This is a genomic window from Actinoplanes sp. NPDC019969 (genome assembly GCF_055562375.1).
The window spans coordinates 30,307-48,727 of record NZ_JBVHFK010000002.1 but is presented as its reverse complement, the minus strand read 5'-3'; the positions used below and the strand labels follow the sequence as shown (position 1 = coordinate 48,727).

Here is an 18,421-nt window from a genome sequence, read left to right as displayed (position 1 = left end):
TCAGCCGACTCGGCGGCGGCGTAGCGACAGGACGCCGAGCACCAGCCCGGCGAGCAGGGCGGCCAGGCCACCGCCGATCAGCAGCGGACCGGTCGTGCCGCCGGCCGCGGTGCCGCCGCCACCGGTGGCCGGGCCCTTGCTCGGCACCACTTTGGCCACCACGTGCAGCGTGGTCGTGGCGGCGCCGCCCTGCTGGCAGCGCAGAGCCACCGGGTAGTCGCCGGTCTCGGTGTCGGCCGGGACCCGTACCGTCGCGGTCAGGAACCCGAACTCCGGGGAGACCGTGACCGAACCGATCGGCTCGCTGGTGACGGTGGCCGGTTTGAGGTTGTCGTCGCAGGATGCGCGCAGCGCGACCTCGTCACCGGCCCGCACCGTGCTGGGGTTGAGTTCGATGAAGGTGGCCGCTGCCGCGGCCGGGGAGGCGCCCGTCAGGGCGATGGCCAGACCCGCAGCGACGGCGGGGACGAACGTGCGCATGGGATCCCCCTTCTGCCGTTCGCGACGGAGAGTACGCGGACGGCGCGTGAGGGTGATTTTCGCACCTGCACGCCCATTCCGCGTAGATCCCGACGGCGTGAGACCCCGGTTCGAGACCCGACGCTCCGGGACGACATGCGCTCCGCTACGGTGATTGATGTTCGGAATAAGACGGATCACCGGCGCCTGGGGGCGTTCAGTTGTCAGTAATCAGCACCGTTCTGGTCTTTGTGATCATTCCGGCCGCGATCATCGGGACGATCGCGACGATCGTGCTCGCCGGTTCTGACCGGTCCAAGCCGTCTCGCCGCTACCGTCCGGGCCGGCCCTACGACTTCCCGGCGATGTGGTTCACCGCCACGCCGCAGCATGTTCTTCCGGCCGCGGACGGCCACTCCGGACTGGTCATCGAGGACAGTTCCGGCGCTCCGGTCCGGCCCGGTCCTACAGGAGGCGCAAGTGACAGTTGGTGAGGTCACCCCGCTCGAGCAGCCCGTCGACGGTCCGTTCACGACCCGGCAGCTGCTCCGCCTCGACGAGGCGCTCCGGATCGCCGACCAGGTGACCGGCCTCAACTTCAGCATCTACCTCGGCCCGATCGAGGAGCCGCTGCGCGCGTCCGCGGAGAAACTGCACGCCCAGACGCGCAACCCGCAGCGGTCCGTGCTGGTCGCGATCTCGCCGAACCAGCGCAAGCTGGAGATCGTCACCGGCTCCGAGGCGCGCAAGCGCATCTCCAACCGGGACGCGAAACTCGCCGGCCTGTCGATGGCCGCGGCCTTCGCCGGCGGTGACCTGGCCGGTGGCCTGATGATCGGGATCGACCAGCTGGCGACCCACGCCGGTCGCGGCTGACCGAGGGCTCAGCGCCAGACCGCGGGATTGACCCGGAGCGGGTACGGGCTGTCCAGCCTGACCTGCTCCTCGGTCTCGACGTCACAGGCCGGTCGGTAGGCCCCGTCCTGGTCCAGGGTGAACGCCCGCAGGACCGGCCCGGCCTCGACCCGCCAATACGCCGGGATGCCCGCTGCCGCGTAGACGTCCGGCTTGAGCAGCCGGTCGTACCGCTGGGTCTCGGCCGTCTCGACCTCCACCACCAGCGCGACGTCGGCCGGGTCCACCCAGATCGAGCCGGATGAGTGCGGCCGCAGCACTGTCACGTCCGGCACCAGGTTGCTGGCCTCCATCGCGATGCCGAGCCGGGCGCACACCCACCAGCCGGGCGGGGCGGCCGCGCGCAGCGTCGCGACCACCGACTCGACGAGCGAGTCGTGCCGGTCGTCGGGCGGTGGGGTGACGTGCAGGCAGCCGTCGAGGATCTCGTACCGGTGGCCGTCCTGCGGGAACAACTGCAGGTCGGGTTGGGTCCACCGGCCCTCCGGCGCGGACCAGCGCACCGGGGAACCCTGGCTCAGCATCGTCACGGACCACCTCCATCACCGCGGAGTGCCAGCCTACTCACACAGAGTTGTTTCTGACGTGTTATCCACAGGCATGTTGTGGCATGTGAAAGGCCCGCCCCACGAAAGTGGGACGGGCCGGTAATCACTTCCGGTCAGGACGCGGCGGTGTCCTTCGCCCGGGCCTTCAGCGCCCGGAGCACACCGTCCCGGCCCTCGGCGACCAGCCGCCGCAGCGACGCGGGGTGACCGTCACGGGCCAGCCACGCGTCGGTGAGCGCCACGGTCTCCTCGCTGATCTGGTAGACCGGGTACGCCATAGTGGCGAACTCCTGCGCCGGCTCGCTGTCCGAGCGGGCCCACACGTCCCCGACCACCGCGAAGAACTTCTCGGCGTACGGGGCCGTCAGCGCCACCTGACGGGTGCTCTGGAACCCGATCAGCAGCGACCGGTTCAGCCAGTTCGGCGGCGCCTGCGGACCGGTCAGGTCCGCCCACACCCGGGCCTTGTTCTCCGCGGTCGGCAGCAGCGCCCGGGCGACCGCGGCCTCCCGCTCGCCGCTGGCCGTCTTGTCGCCCGCCAGCTCGTCGTCGATCTCGGACTCGGCGGCGGCCCCCAGCGCGGCCAGCGCCTGCAGCAGCGACCAGCGCAGCTCGGTGTCGACGACCAGGCCCTCCGGCCGCGACTCGCCGCTCAGCCAGCCCCGCAGCACGGCCGCCTCGTCCGGCGTGCGGGCCGCGGTCACGAACGCCCGGGCCCAGGTGAGCTGCCACCCGCTGCCCGGCTCCGCGTTCGCCACCTGAGCGCCGGCCAGGCCGGCCAGCTGCGCCCAGCCCTGCGGCGCCCACGCCGGGTCGGCGAAGGTCGCCAGCGCGGTCGCGGCCTGCCGCAGCGTCGCCGTGGCCAGGTTGATGTCGTCCTCGGCGGGCAGGCCGGCGACGACCAGGGCCACGTAGTCGCGGGCCGCCATCTCGGCGTCGCGCAGCATGTCCCAGGCGGCCGCCCAGCACAGCGCCCGGGGCAGCGACGAGTCGAAGCCGGCGATGTGCCCGACCAGCGTGCCCAGCGACCGCTCGTCCAGCCGCAGCTTCGCGTACGTCAGGTCCTCGTCGTTGAGCAGCAGCAGGTCCGGGGCCTTCACACCGGCCAGCGCGGCGATCTCGGTACGCTCCCCGGCCACGTCCACCTCGATCCGCTCGCGCCGGACCAGCCGGTCGCCGTCGAGGTCGTACAGGCCCACACCGATCCGGTGGGTGCGCAGCGTCGGGTAGTCGGCCGGCGCCTCCTGCTGCACCACCACGCTGGTGTAGCGGCCGTCCCCGTCCACCTCGACGACCGGGCGCAGCGTGTTGACCTGCGCGGTCTCCAGCCACTGCGCGGCGAACTTGCGCAGCTCCCGCCCGGACGCCGCCTCCAGCTCGCTGAGCAGGTCGTCGAAGGTGGCGTTGCCCCACGCGTACTTGGTGAAGTACGCCCGGAGGCCGGTCAGGAACGGGTCCAGGCCGACGTAGGCGACCAGCTGCTTGATGACGCTGGCGCCCTTGGCGTACGTGATGCCGTCGAAGTTGACCTCGACCGCCTCCAGGTCCGGCATCTCGCAGTACACCGGGTGGGTGGAGGACAGCTGGTCCTGCCGGTAACCCCAGGTCTTGCGGATCGACAGGAAGGTCGTCCAGGCGTCGCCGAACCGGGTGGCCTCGGTGTTGCACCAGTGACTCGCCCACTCGGCGAACGACTCGTTCAGCCACAGGTCGTTCCACCAGCGCATGGTCACCAGGTCGCCGAACCACATGTGGGCCAGCTCGTGCAGGATCGTGTTGGCGCGCTGCTCGTACTCGTAGTCGGTGACCTGCGAGCGGAAGATGTAGTGCGACTCGGCGTGCGTGACGCAGCCGAAGTTCTCCATCGCGCCGGCGTTGAAGTCGGGCACCCACAGCTGGTCGTACTTCGGCAGCGGGTACCGAACGCCGAACTTCTCGTGGAAGAAGTCGAAGCCCTGCTTGGTGACCAGGAACAGGTCGTCGGCGTCCAGGTACCGGGCCATCGAGGCGCGGCAGAAGACGCCCAGCTCGATGCCGTCGTGCGAGTCGCGGATCTCGTGGTACGGCCCGGCGCAGATCGCCGTGATGTACGTGCTCATCTTCGGCGAGGTGGCGAAATGGGTCGTCTTCGCCCCGGAATCGGCCTTCTCCTCGCCGTCCACCGGCATGTTGGAGACGATCTTCCAGTGCCCCGGCGCCGTGACGTGCCAGGTGAACACGCTCTTCAGGTCGGGCTGATCGAAGCAGGCGAAGGCGCGCTGCGCGTCGGCCGTCTCGAACTGGCTGTAGAGGTAGACCTCCTTGTCCACCGGGTCGAGGCTGCGGTGCAGCCCCTGCCCGCTGGCCGAGTATCCGAAGTCGCCCGACACCACCAGGGTGTTCTCGGCGGCGAGGCCGGGCAGCGACAGGCCGTTCTCGGGTGACCAGGAGCCGAGGTCCAGCGGTTCGCCGTTCAGCGTCGCGGAGTGGATCCGCGCGGCTGCCGCCTCGACGAACGTCGTGGCGCCCGGTTCGGCGCACCGGAAGTTGATCACTGAGGTGGACCTGAAGGTCTCGGAGCCGGGGTTGCCGTGCCCGTCGGTCAGGTCGAGGGTGATGTCGTACCCGGTCACCTCGAGCAATCGACCACGCTCCGCAGCCTCGACCTGGGTCAGGTTGTGAACACCGGCCACGTGCACTCTCCTTCGAGCTGACTGCGTTTCCCCGCAGCCTATGCGGCGACGGCGACACAACTCACCCCGACCGGCGACCGAAAAAGGAGGAAGATCGAAGAATGACTGAACGCGCCACTGTCGACATGTGGTTCGACCCCTTGTGTCCGTGGGCCTGGATCACCTCCCGCTGGTTGCTGGAGGTGGAGAAGGTCCGTCCGCTGGACGTCCGTTTCAACGTCATGAGTCTCTCGGTGCTCAACGAGGGCCGCGACGAACTGCCCGAGCAGTACAAGACGCTGCTGGCCAAGGGCTGGGGCCCGGTCCGGGTCTGCATCGCCGCTGCCGAGGCCGCCGGTCCGGCCGTCCTGCGTGACCTCTACACGGCCCTCGGCACCCGCATTCACCTGCAGAAATACGACATCGAGGACGAGAACCTGTTCCGCGAGGCCCTGGCGGAGGTGGGCCTCGACCCGGAGCTGGCCGCGGCCGCGAAGACCGGCGAGCGTGACGAGGCTCTGCGGGCCAGTCACAACGCCGGGATGAAGCCGGTCGGCACCGACGTGGGCACCCCGGTGATCCACGCCCCCGGCCCGAACCCGGGCGAGACCGTCGCCTTCTTCGGCCCGGTCATCACCCCGGCGCCGAAGGGCGAGGCCGCCGGCAAGCTGTGGGACGGCGTCGTGCTCGTCGCCGGCACCCCCGGCTTCTACGAGCTCAAGCGCAGCCGCGACCTGGGCCCGATCTTCGACTGAGTTGCCGTTCGGTGGCGTTCGCTGAAAAAAGCGATGCCCGGCCCGGAATCCGTCGTTGGATGAGGTGACGTACACCTCATCCAGCGCGGAGGCGGGTAATGCCGGAAACTGAATCGGTCGGCTCGAGCATCAGCGTCCAGCGCGGAGCCTGGGACGATTTGCCCCCGGATGTCGCGGTTATGCTCGCTCCTCCGGTGACCGTCACGGCAAGGCCGGTGGAACGCGCGGTGAACCCGCACCGCACCGCGCAGTTGAGCAGGTCACGAGGAAACATGCCGGTGGGCAGGCACCGAAGGCTCGCCGGGTAAGTTGCCAGCCATGACGGTCGTGCACCCGATCAGCCGGGCCTGGATCACCACCGGTGGCACCGGAGCCCAGAACTACGACGAGTTCGCCGACGACGCCGAAATCACCGACATCATCACCGCCAACCCGCACAGCGCGCTGGCCGTGGAGATGCCGCACCTCGCGCCCGAGTCCCTCGGGAAGTCCTTCCTCGAGTCGCTGCCGGACGCCGCTGTCCGCCTGCAGCGCGATCAGGCCGAGGAGAAGTACCGGCAGGCTGAGCACGTCGTGGTGCTCTACCGCATCACGGCGCCGGGCGAGGCCCCCGCCTACGGCCTGTGGAGCATGGTCGAGACCGGCCAGATCTCCACCAGCGCCGACGAGCCGGGCCTGGTCATCCGCAACGAGGACGTGTTCATCAGCAAGGTCCGCGAGCGGGTCGCGCTGGCCGAGGCGGTCGGCGCGCTGCTGTCGCCCGTGCTGCTGCTGCAGACCGGGCGCGGCGAGGAGCTGCACGCGGCGCTGGCCCGGGCGGTTGGCGCGGCGGGCGAGCCGGCCGCGACGGATGTGGACGCCAGTGGGCGTACCCACGCGATCTGGCCTCTCGGCCCCGGCGACCAGCAGGACGAGCTGCTGGCCCTCGCCGGTGGCGGCGAGCTGGTGGTCGCCGACGGCAACCACCGCAGCCTGGCCGCGCAGACCGGGGGCCTGGAGCGGTTCCTGGCCGTCGTGACCACGCCGGCCTCGGTCTTCATCCAGCCCTACAACCGCCTGATCAGCGAGCTGCCGGCGCCCGTCGACGAGCTGCTGGACCGGCTCCGCGCGGCGGGTGCGACGGTCACCGAGCTGCCGCGCCCCGCGCAGCTTCCGGCCAAGGGCACCGTCGAGGTGTACGCCGCCGGCCGCACCTTTGCCCTCGGGCTGCCCGCCGACCCGGCCGGCAGCACGGTGGAGAACCTGGACCACGCCCTCGTCGAGCGGGTCCTGCTGCGTGACGCGCTGGGACTCGACCCGGGCGACAAGCGGATCTCCTACATCGGCGGCGACTACCCGGTCGAGTGGCTGCGCGGCGAGGTCGACGCCGGCCGCGCCGAGCTGGCGGTCCTGATCGCCCCGGTCACCGTCGACGACTTCGTCGAGGTCAACCTGGAGCGGCTCAAGCTGCCCCGCAAGAGCACCTGGTTCACTCCGAAGGCCCGCGGCGGCCTGGTCGTCGCCGACCTCCGCTGATGCTGCACCCGCAGGTCACGGCCGCCGCCCAGCTGCGGCGGCGGCCGTCTCCGGAGGAACTGGCGGCCGACCCCTACCAGCGCCTGCTCGGGGTGCGGGCCGCGATGGAGGAGGCGAACGAGGCGGAGACCGGCCCGGCGCTGCCGCTGCCGGTGGTCGCCGACTTCGACGCCGACGGTGTGCCCTGCCGTCTCTACGCGGGGAAGATCGGCGCCCCGGTCTTCGTCTACCTGCACGGCGGCGGCTGGTGCTACGGCAGCATCGAGACCGTCGACCGGTTCTGCCGGCGGGTCGCCGACCGCTCCGGCTGTGCCGTGGTGTCCGCCGGTTACCGGCTCGCTCCGGAGCACGTCTTCCCGGCCGCGCTGGACGACGCCGAGACCGTGCTGCGGTACCTGCGCAAGTCCGGCGGCGATCTGGGGCTGGACGTGTCCAGGCTGGCGATCGGCGGGGACAGCGCGGGCGGCCAGCTCGCCACGGTCACCGCCCGCCGGCAGCGCGACGCCGCCACCCCGCTCGACTTCCAGGTGCTGATCTACCCGGCCATCGACCCGCTCACCGCCGCCGAGTCCTACGACGAGCTGGGGGAGTACGGCCTGGACCGGGCCTCGATGAAGCTGGCCTGGGAGACGTTCGTCCCGGACCCGATGCTCCGGTTCACCCCGGACGTGGCGCCGCTCGCCGCCGCCGACCTGGCCGGCATGCCGCCCACCCTGCTGATCACCGCCGAGTACGACGCGCTGCGCGACGAGGGCGCCGACTACGCCGACGCGCTGATCGCCGCGGGCGTCCCGGTGGTGCACACCCGCTACATGGGTGTGAACCACGGCTTCGCCCGGAAACTGGCCACCATCGACGCCGCGCGAACCGCGGCTGATCAGGTGGCGTCCGCCCTGCGTTCGGCCCTCACCTTCTGAAAGACTTCCCATCATGCGTCTCTACCTTGGTTCCGACCACGCCGGCTTCGAGCTGAAGAACCACCTCGTGAACCACCTGGTGAAGCAGGGGCACGACGTGGTGGACGTCGGACCGCACGTCTACGACGCCGAGGACGACTACCCGGCGTTCTGCTTCCACACCGGTGTGAAGGTGGTCGCCGACCCCGGCTCGCTCGGCATCGTGATCGGCGGCTCGGGCAACGGCGAGCAGATCGCCGCCAACAAGGTCCCCGGCGTCCGGTCCGCCCTGGTCTGGAAGGCCGAGATCGCCGAGCTGGCCCGGCAGCACAACGACAGCAACGTGATCGCGATCGGCGCCCGCCAGCACACCCTCGACGAGGCCACGGCGTTCGTGGAGGCGTTCATCGCGACGTCGTTCTCCGGCGACGCCCGGCACGCCCGCCGGATCTCCCAGCTCGCCGACTACGAGGTCGCCCGCGAGCTGCCGGAGCTGCCGGAGCCCAGCACCACCGCCTGACCGCACCCCTTCTCCGACCCCTGCTGGTTGTCAGGGCTGTCTCGACGCCGTCGAGACAGCCCTGACAACCAGCCGGGGTTTTTTCACCGCCGGGGCAGTTCCTCGCGGGGGAGCCAGTTGCGCCGCACGATCGTCAGGTTCGCCTCCGCCTCGGCCAGGTCGTCGTCGGTGGGACGGGACGCGTCCCGGGCGCGCAGCGCCGCGCCCACGCTGACCTGTGACGACCCGGAGCCGACCAGGCCGCGCAGGCCGCGTTCGGACTCCCGCTCGTCACCGCCGCCGGGCCCTGGACCGGACCGGCGTGGATAGCCGCCACGGGCCGGTTGCGCCGGTTTCTGCCTGTTGTCGGCCGTTGCCTGGCGTGGGCCGTCGCCCTCGCCGGTCACCACGGCCGGGGGCGCCGGAACCGGCATCGGCGGAGGAACCGGAACCGGCACCGGTGGAGGAACCGGCGGCGGTGCGGGGACCGGGACCGGGGGCGGAGCCGGGACCGGCACGGCAGGCGGCGTGCCGGCGGGTTCGCCGGTTCGGGTGTCAGTGGGCTGGTCGGCGGATGCCGTGGCGGGACGGACACGGCGGCGTCGGCGTTCGGGCTGGCCCATGCCACCGACGGTACCGCCGCGGGCATCGGGTCAGAACACCTCCGTCGGGCTGGGCAGCCGGTTCCAGCCGAACGCGACCGTCGGATCGTTGCCGGTCAGCTGCCGGACCCGGCCGGCCGCGGCCAGCGCGGCGAACCTGGTGGCGCCCAGGTAGACCGCGCCCAGGTCGGTCACCGAGCAGGTCAGGTCGGCCGGGTCGGTGGTCGCGGCGCAGGTCGCCCCGTCCGGCCCGCCGGTGAGCCGCCAGCGGCCGTTGTTGCCCGCCAGGATCGGGTCGGTGACCTCGAGCACCACGTCGACCGGGGCGGCGTAGCGGCGGGCGGCCAGTGCGCGCGGCACGTCCACCAGGCGTACCCACAGGGCGTCGATCATCGAGGGGCCGAGCCGGCGCGGCTCGTCGGCCAGGTACAGCAAGGGCTCGTCCACGGCGGCCAGGCGGGTGGTGACGCTGCGGCTGAGGTCGATGCCGAACAGGAACCGCCAGAGCGCCAGATAGGTCGCCGGGTCGGCGGCGGCTACCTCGCGGACCTGCACCTCGGCGTTCGGGCCGTGATGCGTCCAGCCGTCGCTGACCCGCCAGAGCGCGTAACCGGTGGGGCCGTCCGGGCCGTCGTGCACCACGGCGTACCGCTTGGTGGCGCCGTCGCGCTGGTCCTTCAGATCGGACAGCACGTAACGCCACCAGCGGTCGTCCCGGCTGGACCAGCCGATCCGTTCCGGGCGCAGCTGCTCGTACACCTTGGTGATGTCGGTGCGCGCGCTCTCCGGATCGGCCATCCGCAGGCTGCCGGAGGGCTCGGCGGGCGGGGCGGGGAGACGTACCTCACGGTTCATGATGTTGAGTAAGAGGCGGGACGCGGCCGGGCCGTACCCGAACCGCGGGTAGATCGCGCTCTCGCTCGCCCAGAGCACCGCCACGCTCTCCCGGCCGGCGTCGGCGATCTCGTGGAGCTGGCGGCGCATCATCCGGCTGAGCAGACCGCGCCGCCGGTGGGTGGGCAGGACACCGACCCCGGAGACGTGCGCCGCCGGAACCACCGCCCCCGGCACCGTGAAGTCGCGGGTGAACGCCAGGGTGTGTCCCACCACCCGCCCCGCGTCGTCGGCGACCATCGAGCGGTCGAACTCCACGATCTCCGCCTCGAGTTCCTTGAGCTCGCCGCTGAAATCCTCGTGGAATACCGTGCCGAGCAGGTCGCAGATCGCCGGGAAGTCCGCGGGGGTGGTGGGGCGGATCGGTATCTCTTCCTTCATGGCATGTGTGTAACGGACTGCTGCGGGCGGCGGCGACCTATTTGCGGGCTCGTTACCCTCGAACTGTCGCCGGTCACCGACCGCCGGGATCGCCGGTCACCGACCGCAAGCCGAGAGGGGAACGATGCCGGAGCAACCGCAGTGGTCCGAGCGGACGCTCGACATGCCGCCGCAGGACCCATGGGCCGATCAGCCGACCAGGCAGACGACCCCGGACGCCGTGCCGGAGCAGCCGGCGCCCACCACACCCGTGCAAGCCGTCCCCGCGCCGGCGGCCCCCACCGCCCCGCCCGCGCAGGCGCCCGAGGCGTCGCCGTTCAGCCGGGGCCGGGCCAGCGTGACCCAGCGGACCCAGCAGTTCACCGGCCAGTTCACCGGGCATGTCGGCGCCGGCCACGAGCCGACCGGCACGGGCTGGCCCGACGAGCGCCACCAGGAGCCGCAGCGGAGCCTGAGCTGGCACATCCGGCGGCTGCGCCGGGGCGGCGAGTGGAGCAGCGCCGCCGTGCTGTTCTCCTTCGTCTGCTGGGGCATCTGGGCGCTGTCGTCGGACGGTGACCTGTTCAGCGCGCTGATCGTCTTCCTGGTGACGCTGGCCGTCGCCGCGGGCGTGTTCGCGCTGGCCCGGCTGGTCGGCCGGCTCGTGCTCGAGCAGCGGCTGGGCCGCCCGCGGCACACCGCCCGTGGCGCGCACATGGTCGCCGGCGTCTTCCTGGCCGGCGTCGGGTTCGCCTTCCTCCGGCAGACCACGTGGGTGATGGAGGCCGTCAACTGGGTGACCGGCCTGTTCTGACCCGCCGGCTTCGCGCCGCCGGTTCTCCCCGGCGGCGCGATCGGCGCTGTCCCGGTCAGCTGACCGGCTTGCCGCCGGTGACGCCGAGCACCTCGCCGGTGGTGTAACTGGACTCCTGGCTCGCGAAGTACACGTAGGCGGGGGCCAGCTCGGCGGGCTGCCCGGCCCGGCCGAGCGGGGTGTCGCCGCCGAAGCTCTTCACCTTCTCCTCGGTCATGGTCGCCGGGATCAGCGGCGTCCAGATCGGCCCGGGCGCGACCGCGTTGACCCTGATGCCCTTCTCCGCCAGGTCCTCGGCGAGCGCCTTGGTGAAGGCGACGATGCCACCCTTGGTGGTGGCGTAATCGAGCAGCGCGCTCGACGACAGGTAGGCCTGGATCGACGCGGTGTTGATGATCGTGGAGCCGGCCGGCATGTGCGGCACCGCGGCCCGGCAGAGCCAGAACATCGCGTACAGGTTGGTCTTCATGACCCGGTCGAACTGCTCATCGGTGATGTCGGTGATGCCGCCCGGCTGTTGCATCTGGTAAGCGGCGTTGTTCACCAGGATGTCCAGCCCGCCGAGTTCCTGCCGGGCCCGGTCGATGATCGCCCTGCAGTGCGCCTCGTCACAGATGTCACCGGGCACGGCCACCGCCTTGCGGCCCGCCTTCTCGATCCACCGGACCGTGTCGGCCGCGTCCGACTCCTCCTCGGGCAGGTAGGAGATCAGCACGTCGGCGCCCTCCCGCGCGTACGCGATGGCCACCGCCCGGCCGATCCCGGAGTCCCCGCCGGTGATGACCGCCTTGCGGCCGGACAGCCGCCCGGAGCCCCGGTAGGACTCCTCGCCGTGATCCGGCCGGTCCGGCATGGCCGAGGTCAGGCCGGGTGGCTGCTGGTCGCCGCCGTCCAGTTCCGGCTTCGGGTAGAGATCGCGGGGGTCCACGTCATCGCCTCCTCGTCCTCGCACACCGGAGTGTCCGGCGTACCGACCGTGTGCCCAGAAGAAGTGCGAATAACCGGATCCGGGGTATGCGGGCCCGCGTTCCGCGACTGTTCCGCGACGAGGGGGAAAGATTTTTCATGGGGGATCCGCGGGTGAGCGCCGTCGTCATCACCTGGCAGCGGCGTGAGGAGGCGCTGGCCTGTGTGCGGCGGTTGCGGGAGCTGCCGGAGCGGCCGCACGTGGTGCTGGTCGACAACGGCTCCACGGACGGGACCGCCGACGCGGTCCGGCGTCGGTATCCGGACGTGGAGGTGGTCGCGCTCGGCGAGAATCTCGGGGCGGTCGGCCGCAACATCGGGGTACGCCGTACCCGCACCCCGTACGTCGCCTTCTGTGACGACGACACCTGGTGGAGCCCCGGCTCGCTGGCCCGGGCCGCCGACGCGCTCGACGCCCACCCGCGGCTCGCCCTGGTCAACGCCCGGATCGTGGTCGAGCCCGCCGGTGTCGAGGACCCGATCGTGGCCGAGCTGCGCGACTCGCCGGTTCCCGCGCCGGACTGGCTGCCCGGCCCGGCGCTCGGCAGTTTCCTGGCCGGCGCCTCGGTGGTGCGGCGGGACGCGTTCGAGGCGTCAGGCGGTTTCAGCGAGCGGCTCTGGCTCGGCGGCGAGGAGGAGTTGCTGGCCACCGACCTGATCGCCGCCGGATGGGAGTTGTGTTACCTGGAGGACCTGACCGTGCACCACCGGGCGTCGAAGCTGCGGGACAGCACCCACCGCCGCCGGGTCGGGCTGCGCAACACCCTCTGGTTCACCTGGCTGCGGCGGCCGCTCGGCCCGGCCGTCCGCCGCACCCTCTTCCTGGCCCGGACCGTGCCCCGGGACCGGACGTCGCTGCTCGGTGCGGTCGACGCGCTGCGCGGTCTCGGCTGGCTGCTGACCGACCGCCGTCCCCGGCCCGCCGTGGTGGAGGCCCGTCTCGGGCGGCTGGACGAGACGCAGCGCCGCTCGACCGCCCGCCGTTACGTCGGGTGACCGGGCCCCGGTCCGTGCCGCGGGCGGGCACGGACCGGGGCCCGGCGCGGCTTACGCCTGCGTCAGGATCTTGCCGGTCTCCAGCAGCGACTTGAGGTCGCTGAGGACCCACGCCCAGCCGCCGCCACCCTCGGCCCCGGCCTCCGGGTTGCCGAGGATCATCGCGGCGGTGGCCGGCGCGCCCGGCGTCTCGTGGGTGATGGTGAGCCGGCAGACGCCGGGGCTCGACTCCTCGATGTCGTAGGTCAGCGTGGTGAACGGCTCGGCCGCCGTGGTCGGGTCCATCAGCATCCGCCACGTCTGCACCAGGCGCCGCGGCGGCTCGGCCTCCAGCACCTCGCCGTCGATGATGATCTCAGGCAGGGCGAAGCCGTTGGCCGACGCGTACGCGTTCATCTCGGCGGTGGCCGTGGAATGGAACCGGCCACCCTTCTCCAGCTCGTAGAACTGCGGTGCCGCGTACCCGTACTTCGCGTTCCACTCCGGGTCGGTGATGGCCGTCCAGATCTTGTCGGCCGACGCCTTGATCCAGATGCGGAAGACCTGGGTGTCGCTCATGACTCTTCCTCCAGCGTTCGTTTCAGATCGATGAGTGCGGTCACGTGCTGCTCGGTGAACTTGTCGATCCACCGGTCGTGGATCTGCCGGATCGGCACCGGATTGAGGTAGTGCAGCTTCTCCCGGCCGGAGCGCCGGACGACGACGAGCCCGGCCTCCTCCAGCACCCGCAGATGCTTGGCGACGCCGAATCTGGTCATCTCCAGCTCGCTCTCCAGCTCGGAGAGGGAGCGGCCGTCCCGGGCGAAGAGCAGATCGAGCAGGAACCGGCGGCTCGGGTCGGCCAATGCCTTGAAGACCCGGTCGTCGTCCGTCATGACTCCAAGTTATGTGACCATTTGGTCACCTGTCAAGACGGGCCGCGTACGGCGCAGGGATTCGATCTTCCGGGGGAGTCGCGCGGAGCCTAGGCTCACCGGCCGTGTGGTCTTTCAAGAAGAAGAAAGCGGCGGAGCCCGAGGGCCCGGAGTTCCTCAGTTACTACGGCGACCCCGAGGCCGAACGCCTGGACGAGGCGCTGAGCGAGCGTGACTGGGCGACCGCGCGCGAGATCCTGTCCCGGCCCGACCCGGAGAACCGCTCGTACTACCTGAGCGTCGCGGCCGATGCCGAAGGCCTCGAGGAGTGGATCAAGGGGCCGATCCGGGAGGAGCCCGGCTCGACGCTGCCGCTGCTGGTCCGCGGCGTCCGGCTGGTCCACTGGGCCTGGGACGCACGGGGCAGCGGCACGGCCGATACGGTGAGTGAAGATGCCTGGAAGGTCTGGTTCAACCGCCTGCGCCAGGCCGAGGACTGCCTCGACGAGGTCGTGGAACGGGATCCCGGCTGTGCCGACGCCTGGAAGAGCCTGATCACTCTCGGCCGGGCCCGCCAGCTTCCGGAGGAGGAGCGCTGGCGGCGCTTCGATGGGCTGATCAAGGCCGACCCCATCCACTACTTCGGCCACTGGCAGATGATGGAGGGCCTCAAGCCCAAGTGGAGCGGCAGCACCGAGGCGATGTTCGACTTCGCCCGGACCCGGGCCGCGGCCTGCCCCGGCACCCACATCCCGGTGCTGGTGGCCATGGCGCACTACGAGCACGCGACCACCGAGGAACGGGCGAACTTCGACGAGTACTACCAGCGCGACGAGGTCATCGACGAGATCTGGGAGGCGTTGCAGGGCTCGGCCTTCCACGACGACTACCAGGAGACCCTGCTGACCCCGATCGTCTGGAACCAGCTCGCCTTCGCCCTGGGCCTGAACGGACAGTACAACGCGGCCGGCAGCCTGTTCGATGTGATCGGTGACGACTGGATCACCCGGTCGCCCTGGAACCGGATGAGCAACTTCGTGAAGATGCGCGCCCACGTCCAGGAGAACCGCAGCGACTGAGGACGGTGCGGGGCGGCACCCTGGGTTGAAGCGACCAGCCAGCGTCACTTAGGTTAGGCACACCTAAGAACGTAAGGTGAGTCGATATGTCATTCAGTCTGCGCGCTTCGACCTCCGTGCTCGCGCTCGCTCTCGCCGGTGGCTCGCTCGCCGCCTGCGGGACGAGCGAGGCGGAGACTCCGACGGCCGGGGCGCCCTCCGCGGCCGCCGGCGCGTACCCCGTCTCGATCACGCACAAGCTCGGCACCACCACACTGGAGAAGGCGCCGGAGCGCATCGTCGCGCTGTCCGACGCCGACCTCGACGCCCTGCTGCTGCTCGGCGTCCAGCCGGTCGGCATCGGCGCCTCGGTGCACGAGGGTGGCGTCACCCCGTGGGCCAAGCCCAAGCTGACCGGCACCCCGACCGTCCTCGAGGTGGGTGAGAAGGGCGTCGACGCGGAGAAGGTCGCCACGCTGAACCCGGACCTGGTGCTGGCCGGCGGCGACTACTACATCGACGACGAGTACAAGGCGCTGTCGCCGCTGGTGCCGACCACCGCGTACGAGTCCGGCCCGTTCGAGGATTCCTGGCAGACCACCCTCCGCCAGGTCGCCAAGCTGGTCGGCAAGGTCGAGCAGGGCGAGCAGGTGATCAAGGACGTCGAGGCCAAGGTCGCCGGGGTGAAGACCCAGTACCCGGCGCTGGTCGGCAAGACCTTCACGCTGGCGCAGGCGTTCGAGGCCGGCACCATCGGCGTGCTGCGCTCGCCGGAGGACTCCGGCGTCAAGATGTTCAACGGGTACGGCATGGAGCTGACCCCGGCCGTCAAGGCGATCAAGAGCGAGGACTTCGCCGTCACGCTCAGCCTGGAGAAGATCGCCGACCTGGACGCCGACGTGGTGATGATCTACCCGGCCGAGGCCCAGTTCAAGACGGCCATCGAGAACAACACGCTGTTCAAGAACATGAACGCGGTCAAGAACGGCAAGTACGTGTCCCTGGACCTGGGGGAGTTCACCGCGCTGCGCAACCCCAGCCCGCTGGCGATCCAGCACGCCATCGACACCGTGCTGCCGAAGATCGCCGCGGCGGCGGCCAAGTGACGGGGGCGGCGGCCTGGTCGCCCGCGTCCTCACGGGAACGGGCCGACGATCTCGATCCCGCGGTCCTGTCGGCCGGGCCGCCGCCCGTACCTGTCCTGGCTCCACCGTGGGCGGTCCGGGTCGCTGACCCGGACCGCGACGCCGGCCTGATCGCCGGATGGATGGCGCTCCCGCATGTGGACCGGTTCTGGGAGCAGGCCTGGCCGGTCGAGCGCTGGGCGGCGGTGCTGCGCCACCAGCTGGCCGGCCAGTGCACCCGGCCGCTGATCGCCGCGCGGGACGGGCGGGATCTGGCCTACCTGGAGGTCTACCGCACGCCGCGTGACGTGGTGGGCCGGCACTACCCCGCCGATCCGTACGACCTGGGTGTGCACATCGCCGTCGGGCCGTTGTCGGAGACCGGCCGGGGCGTCGGCAGGGAATTGATGAAAACGCTGGTGGCGGCCCTCTTCACGGCTGACGCGCGATGCCGCCGGGTGCTCGCCGACCCGGATGCGCGACACCTGATGGCGCGCCGGATGTTCGTCGGCGCGGGCTTCGAGGAATTGGCTGAGGTCGATCTGGGGCACAAGCGTGCGGCGCTCCTCACGTACCCCGGGCCCGCTTTACGCACCGGATTTAGTTAGGTTAGCCTAACCTGGCACGCGCCGAGTTCGACTCTCCTGGAAGGGCCTTGACTTGGTTCCCTCGGACTACACCGTGTACGACCTGGTCGGCATCGGTTTCGGACCGTCCAATCTGGCTCTCGCCATCGCCGTCGAGGAGCACAACGCCCGGTGTGAGCGGCTGGAGGACCGCATCGAGGCGGTCTTCCTGGAGAAGCAGGCCGAGTTCGGCTGGCATCGCGGCATGCTCTTCGAGAACGCCACGATGCAGGTGTCCTTCCTCAAGGACCTGGTCACCATGCGCAACCCGGCCAGCGACTTCAGCTTCGTGTCCTACCTGCACGCGCACGACCGGCTGTCGGACTTCATCAACTACAAGACGATGTATCCGCTGCGGGTGGAGTTCCACGACTACCTGAGCTGGGCCGCGGCCCGGATGGCGCACACCGTGGCGTACGGGCACACCGTCACCGACGTCGTGCCGGTGCTGGACGCCGACGGCGAGGCGTGGGCGGTCGACGTGATCACCGTCCACGAGGGCGAGGTGCGGACGACGCGGGCCCGCAACGTGGTCGTCGCGGTCGGCCTGGAGTCCAGCCTGCCGCCCGAGGTCACCGCCGGCGAACGGGTCTGGCACAACCTGGACATCCTGCACCGGGCCGCGACCTTCGAGGAGCCGTTGCCGCAACGCTTCGTCGTGGTCGGCGCCGGGCAGAGCGCCGCCGAGTCGGTCGCCTTCCTGCACGAGCGTTACCCGAGCGCGGAGGTCTGCTCGGTCTTCTTCCGGTACGGCTACAGCCCGGCCGACGACAGCAACTTCGCCAACGGCATCTTCGACCCGGCCGCCGTCGACGTCTACTTCGACGCCCCGGCCGACGTGAAGCGGATGCTGTTCGACTACCACCGCAACACCAACTACTCGGTGGTGGACGGCGACCTGATCACCGAGCTGTACCGCAAGGCGTACCAGGAGCAGCTGCTCGGCAAGCCGCGGCTGCGGATGATGAACGCCTCCCGGATCGCCGCCCTGACGCCCCGCGCCGACGGCCTGGACGTGGTGGTCGAGCACATGCCGACCGGTGAGCGGACCCCGCTGAGCGCCGACGTGATCGTGTTCGCCACCGGCTACCGCCCGGTCGACGCGGGCCGGCTGCTCGGCGCGACCGGACCGCGCTGCCGCCGCGACGACGAGGGCGCGTTCCGGATCGGCCGCGACTACCGGGTGGTCACCGACCCGGACCTGCACGCCGGCGTCTACCTGCAGGGCGGCACCGAACACGCGCACGGGATAACGTCCACGCTGCTCTCCGCCGTGGCGGTCCGCTCCGGCGAGATCGTCGCCTCGGTCGCCGCCGGCCTCGCCGAGCGCCACCCGGTTCCGGCCGCGGAACCCCGCACCCTGGTCACCACGGGAGAGATCCGATGAGCGCCACCCTGCCCACCTCGGCAGCCGAACTGCAGGAACAGATCGCCGAGGTGATCGACGAGCCGGCCGACAGCTTCGGCCCGGACGACGACCTGATGGACGTCGGGCTCGACTCGATCCGGCTGATGGTCCTGGTCGAGCGCTGGCGTTCCGGCGGCGTCCAGGTCGGCTTCGTCGAACTCGCCGAGCAGCCCACGGTCAACGGCTGGTGGGACCTCATCACCGCACAGCAGAAGGAGCCGGCCCGATGACCACCAACCCGTTCGAGGACGACGACGCCACCTACCTGGTGCTGGTCAACGACGAGGGGCAGCACTCGCTGTGGCCGTCGTTCGCCGACGTGCCGGCCGGCTGGACCGTCGCGCACCCCGAGGACAGCCGGGCCAACTGCCTGGAGTACGTGGAGAAGAACTGGACGGACATGCGCCCGGCCAGCCTGATCCGCGAAATGACCGCCTGACCCCACGCCGTAACCGACCCGCCGTCCCGGTAGACGACGGCG

The 18,421-nt window shown here is 70.9% G+C and carries 22 protein-coding genes; 14 read left to right on the top strand and 8 right to left on the bottom strand.

Features of this window, described 5'->3' with window-relative positions:
• Window positions 1-480 (bottom strand): hypothetical protein, encoded by a 480-nt coding sequence (locus ACZ3II_RS06775; RefSeq protein ID WP_465516665.1) that lies wholly within the window; start codon window positions 478-480, stop codon window positions 1-3.
• A gap of 230 nt (window positions 481-710) precedes the next feature.
• On the opposite strand from ACZ3II_RS06775, the gene ctaJ reads away from it, so the two are divergent.
• The gene (ctaJ, locus tag ACZ3II_RS06770) at window positions 711-953 is read left to right on the top strand and encodes an aa3-type cytochrome oxidase subunit CtaJ (RefSeq protein ID WP_465516664.1); all 243 of its coding nucleotides are present in this window, start codon (window positions 711-713) and stop codon (window positions 951-953) included.
• Window positions 940-1,335 carry a DUF5130 family protein gene (locus tag ACZ3II_RS06765; protein WP_465516663.1) on the top strand — a complete coding sequence of 132 codons (396 nt, stop codon included), beginning with the start codon at window positions 940-942 and terminating at the stop codon, window positions 1,333-1,335. Before ctaJ ends, ACZ3II_RS06765 begins: the two co-directional genes overlap by 14 nt.
• 8 nt (window positions 1,336-1,343) lie before the next feature.
• Here the strand turns inward: ACZ3II_RS06765 and ACZ3II_RS06760 are convergent, their stop codons facing one another.
• Together ACZ3II_RS06760 and pepN are read right to left on the bottom strand one after the other, a co-directional pair.
• Window positions 1,344-1,898: a Uma2 family endonuclease gene (locus tag ACZ3II_RS06760; RefSeq protein WP_465517238.1), complete on the bottom strand. Its 555-nt coding sequence runs from the start codon at window positions 1,896-1,898 to the stop codon at window positions 1,344-1,346.
• A gap of 137 nt (window positions 1,899-2,035) precedes the next feature.
• Window positions 2,036-4,594, bottom strand: a complete 2,559-nt coding sequence (gene pepN / locus ACZ3II_RS06755; protein WP_465516662.1) for an aminopeptidase N — start codon at window positions 4,592-4,594, stop codon at window positions 2,036-2,038.
• Window positions 4,595-4,695: 101 nt separating this feature from the next.
• Between pepN and ACZ3II_RS06750 the strand changes: the two genes are divergently transcribed.
• The 4 genes from ACZ3II_RS06750 (at window position 4,696) to ACZ3II_RS06735 (ending at window position 8,259) form a co-directional block, all read left to right on the top strand.
• Window positions 4,696-5,328, top strand: a complete 633-nt coding sequence (locus ACZ3II_RS06750; RefSeq protein ID WP_465516661.1) for a mycothiol-dependent nitroreductase Rv2466c family protein — start codon at window positions 4,696-4,698, stop codon at window positions 5,326-5,328.
• A gap of 318 nt (window positions 5,329-5,646) precedes the next feature.
• Window positions 5,647-6,843, top strand: a complete 1,197-nt coding sequence (locus ACZ3II_RS06745) for a DUF1015 family protein (protein ID WP_465516660.1) — start codon at window positions 5,647-5,649, stop codon at window positions 6,841-6,843.
• The gene (locus ACZ3II_RS06740) at window positions 6,843-7,760 is read left to right on the top strand and encodes an alpha/beta hydrolase (RefSeq protein WP_465516659.1); all 918 of its coding nucleotides are present in this window, start codon (window positions 6,843-6,845) and stop codon (window positions 7,758-7,760) included. Before ACZ3II_RS06745 ends, ACZ3II_RS06740 begins: the two co-directional genes overlap by 1 nt.
• A gap of 13 nt (window positions 7,761-7,773) precedes the next feature.
• Entirely contained in the window at window positions 7,774-8,259 is a 486-nt protein-coding gene (locus ACZ3II_RS06735) for a ribose-5-phosphate isomerase (RefSeq protein WP_465516658.1), read from the top strand.
• An 83-nt stretch (window positions 8,260-8,342) separates the two neighbouring features.
• Here ACZ3II_RS06735 and ACZ3II_RS06730 read toward each other — a convergent pair whose 3' ends face one another.
• A complete protein-coding gene (locus ACZ3II_RS06730; protein WP_465516657.1) occupies window positions 8,343-8,672 on the bottom strand; it encodes a hypothetical protein in 330 nt (109 codons plus the stop codon).
• A 219-nt stretch (window positions 8,673-8,891) separates the two neighbouring features.
• A complete protein-coding gene (locus ACZ3II_RS06725) occupies window positions 8,892-10,115 on the bottom strand; it encodes a GNAT family N-acetyltransferase (protein ID WP_465516656.1) in 1,224 nt (407 codons plus the stop codon).
• Between the two features lie 124 nt (window positions 10,116-10,239).
• On the opposite strand from ACZ3II_RS06725, the gene ACZ3II_RS06720 reads away from it, so the two are divergent.
• Entirely contained in the window at window positions 10,240-10,908 is a 669-nt protein-coding gene (locus ACZ3II_RS06720) for a DNA-directed RNA polymerase II (RefSeq protein ID WP_465516655.1), read from the top strand.
• A 55-nt stretch (window positions 10,909-10,963) separates the two neighbouring features.
• On the opposite strand, the gene ACZ3II_RS06715 is transcribed toward ACZ3II_RS06720, so the two are convergent.
• The gene (locus ACZ3II_RS06715; protein ID WP_465516654.1) at window positions 10,964-11,836 is read right to left on the bottom strand and encodes an SDR family oxidoreductase; all 873 of its coding nucleotides are present in this window, start codon (window positions 11,834-11,836) and stop codon (window positions 10,964-10,966) included.
• Window positions 11,837-11,988: 152 nt separating this feature from the next.
• Here ACZ3II_RS06715 and ACZ3II_RS06710 point away from each other — a divergent pair, with 152 nt between their 5' ends.
• Window positions 11,989-12,870, top strand: coding sequence for a glycosyltransferase family 2 protein (locus tag ACZ3II_RS06710; protein ID WP_465516653.1), 882 nt, complete (start codon window positions 11,989-11,991; stop codon window positions 12,868-12,870).
• A gap of 51 nt (window positions 12,871-12,921) precedes the next feature.
• On the opposite strand, the gene ACZ3II_RS06705 is transcribed toward ACZ3II_RS06710, so the two are convergent.
• Together ACZ3II_RS06705 and ACZ3II_RS06700 are read right to left on the bottom strand one after the other, a co-directional pair.
• Window positions 12,922-13,428, bottom strand: a complete 507-nt coding sequence (locus ACZ3II_RS06705) for an SRPBCC domain-containing protein (RefSeq protein WP_465516652.1) — start codon at window positions 13,426-13,428, stop codon at window positions 12,922-12,924.
• Complete coding sequence (locus tag ACZ3II_RS06700) at window positions 13,425-13,745, bottom strand: ArsR/SmtB family transcription factor (RefSeq protein ID WP_465516651.1); 321 nt, start codon at window positions 13,743-13,745, stop codon at window positions 13,425-13,427. Before ACZ3II_RS06700 ends, ACZ3II_RS06705 begins: the two co-directional genes overlap by 4 nt.
• 104 nt (window positions 13,746-13,849) lie before the next feature.
• Here ACZ3II_RS06700 and ACZ3II_RS06695 point away from each other — a divergent pair, with 104 nt between their 5' ends.
• The 6 genes from ACZ3II_RS06695 to ACZ3II_RS06670 all read left to right on the top strand — a co-directional run bounded on the left by ACZ3II_RS06695 (window position 13,850) and on the right by ACZ3II_RS06670 (window position 18,379).
• Complete coding sequence (locus ACZ3II_RS06695) at window positions 13,850-14,803, top strand: hypothetical protein (RefSeq protein WP_465516650.1); 954 nt, start codon at window positions 13,850-13,852, stop codon at window positions 14,801-14,803.
• An 86-nt stretch (window positions 14,804-14,889) separates the two neighbouring features.
• The gene (locus ACZ3II_RS06690; protein ID WP_465516649.1) at window positions 14,890-15,888 is read left to right on the top strand and encodes an ABC transporter substrate-binding protein; all 999 of its coding nucleotides are present in this window, start codon (window positions 14,890-14,892) and stop codon (window positions 15,886-15,888) included.
• Window positions 15,885-16,514, top strand: a complete 630-nt coding sequence (locus ACZ3II_RS06685) for a GNAT family N-acetyltransferase (protein WP_465516648.1) — start codon at window positions 15,885-15,887, stop codon at window positions 16,512-16,514. The genes ACZ3II_RS06690 and ACZ3II_RS06685 overlap by 4 nt, the downstream gene beginning before the upstream one ends.
• A 52-nt stretch (window positions 16,515-16,566) precedes the next feature.
• A complete protein-coding gene (locus ACZ3II_RS06680) occupies window positions 16,567-17,919 on the top strand; it encodes a lysine N(6)-hydroxylase/L-ornithine N(5)-oxygenase family protein (RefSeq protein ID WP_465516647.1) in 1,353 nt (450 codons plus the stop codon).
• Window positions 17,916-18,170, top strand: a complete 255-nt coding sequence (locus ACZ3II_RS06675; RefSeq protein WP_465516646.1) for a phosphopantetheine-binding protein — start codon at window positions 17,916-17,918, stop codon at window positions 18,168-18,170. Before ACZ3II_RS06680 ends, ACZ3II_RS06675 begins: the two co-directional genes overlap by 4 nt.
• A complete protein-coding gene (locus tag ACZ3II_RS06670; RefSeq protein ID WP_465516645.1) occupies window positions 18,167-18,379 on the top strand; it encodes an MbtH family protein in 213 nt (70 codons plus the stop codon). The genes ACZ3II_RS06675 and ACZ3II_RS06670 overlap by 4 nt, the downstream gene beginning before the upstream one ends.
• Window positions 18,380-18,421 lie beyond the last annotated feature (42 nt).

Bases quoted from the DNA above. Each gene is read 5' to 3' on its own strand.
- ACZ3II_RS06775 (WP_465516665.1), bottom strand. From the start codon at position 480: ATGCGCACGTTCGTCCCCGCCGTCGCTGCGGGTCTGGCCATCGCCCTG.
- ACZ3II_RS06760 (WP_465517238.1), bottom strand. From the start codon at position 1,898: ATGCTGAGCCAGGGTTCCCCGGTGCGCTGGTCCGCGCCGGAGGGCCGG.
- ACZ3II_RS06750 (WP_465516661.1), top strand. From the start codon at position 4,696: ATGACTGAACGCGCCACTGTCGACATGTGGTTCGACCCCTTGTGTCCG.
- ACZ3II_RS06745 (WP_465516660.1), top strand. From the start codon at position 5,647: ATGACGGTCGTGCACCCGATCAGCCGGGCCTGGATCACCACCGGTGGC.
- ACZ3II_RS06740 (WP_465516659.1), top strand. From the start codon at position 6,843: ATGCTGCACCCGCAGGTCACGGCCGCCGCCCAGCTGCGGCGGCGGCCG.
- ACZ3II_RS06735 (WP_465516658.1), top strand. From the start codon at position 7,774: ATGCGTCTCTACCTTGGTTCCGACCACGCCGGCTTCGAGCTGAAGAAC.
- ACZ3II_RS06730 (WP_465516657.1), bottom strand. From the start codon at position 8,672: ATGCCGGTTCCGGCGCCCCCGGCCGTGGTGACCGGCGAGGGCGACGGC.
- ACZ3II_RS06725 (WP_465516656.1), bottom strand. From the start codon at position 10,115: ATGAAGGAAGAGATACCGATCCGCCCCACCACCCCCGCGGACTTCCCG.
- ACZ3II_RS06720 (WP_465516655.1), top strand. From the start codon at position 10,240: ATGCCGGAGCAACCGCAGTGGTCCGAGCGGACGCTCGACATGCCGCCG.
- ACZ3II_RS06705 (WP_465516652.1), bottom strand. From the start codon at position 13,428: ATGAGCGACACCCAGGTCTTCCGCATCTGGATCAAGGCGTCGGCCGAC.
- ACZ3II_RS06700 (WP_465516651.1), bottom strand. From the start codon at position 13,745: ATGACGGACGACGACCGGGTCTTCAAGGCATTGGCCGACCCGAGCCGC.
- ACZ3II_RS06690 (WP_465516649.1), top strand. From the start codon at position 14,890: ATGTCATTCAGTCTGCGCGCTTCGACCTCCGTGCTCGCGCTCGCTCTC.
- ACZ3II_RS06675 (WP_465516646.1), top strand. From the start codon at position 17,916: ATGAGCGCCACCCTGCCCACCTCGGCAGCCGAACTGCAGGAACAGATC.
- ACZ3II_RS06670 (WP_465516645.1), top strand. From the start codon at position 18,167: ATGACCACCAACCCGTTCGAGGACGACGACGCCACCTACCTGGTGCTG.